Origin of the sequence: Porcipelethomonas ammoniilytica (assembly GCF_025567485.1) — a bacterium.
Lineage (GTDB): Bacteria > Bacillota > Clostridia > Oscillospirales > Ruminococcaceae > Porcipelethomonas > Porcipelethomonas ammoniilytica.
The window spans coordinates 1-655 of record NZ_JAOQKH010000095.1 but is presented as its reverse complement, the minus strand read 5'-3'; the positions used below and the strand labels follow the sequence as shown (position 1 = coordinate 655).

Annotated in this window: 2 tRNA genes and 2 rRNA genes; all 4 read left to right on the top strand. The window is 44.9% G+C overall.

The window, feature by feature from the left end:
• Positions 1-79 (top strand): 16S ribosomal RNA (locus OCV67_RS13460); the annotation flags it as partial.
• Positions 80-168: 89 nt separating this feature from the next.
• Positions 169-244: transfer RNA gene (locus OCV67_RS13455), tRNA-Ala, on the top strand.
• Between the two features lie 10 nt (positions 245-254).
• Positions 255-331 (top strand) — tRNA-Ile (locus tag OCV67_RS13450).
• 191 nt (positions 332-522) lie between these two features.
• Positions 523-655, top strand: a 23S ribosomal RNA gene (locus OCV67_RS13445); the annotation flags it as partial.

Sequence of the window (655 nt, the reverse complement as noted above, 5' to 3'; positions counted from 1 at the left end):
GTCGAAGGTGGGATTGATGACTGGGGTGAAGTCGTAACAAGGTAGCCGTATCGGAAGGTGCGGCTGGATCACCTCCTTTCTAAGGAGCAAACAGAGGAAGAATCTGAGAAGTTCCGGTCAGATACAAGGGAAAGCATTGTTCGATTTTGAAGATACCGAGGAAGAGTTGGGGGTGTAGCTCAGCTGGGAGAGCACCTGCTTTGCAAGCAGGGGGTCAGGAGTTCGATCCTCCTCATCTCCACCAAAAAGGTATTGGGCGCATAGCTCAGGTGGTTAGAGCGCACGCCTGATAAGCGTGAGGTCGGTGGTTCGAGTCCACTTGTGCCCACCAATCAAGAATAAAAATTAATAGATAAGAAGTTATCTGTTAATTTCTGTTCTTGAAAAAGGATAGAAAAAGGAAACTTGAAAATTGAATAAGAAAAGTAAGAGGAAATACAATCAAGTGAAACGACACGATTAAGAAAGATTAATCGGGTAAAAAAACTACAATGTATTAAAGAGAACTCAAAACGGACAAATGGTAAAGCTAATAAGAGCGCAGGGCGGATGCCTTGGCATTGGGAACCGAAGAAGGACGTGGTTAACTGCGAAAAGCTGCGGCGAGTTGTAAGCGAACAAAGACCCGCAGATATCCGAATGGAGCAATCCATAT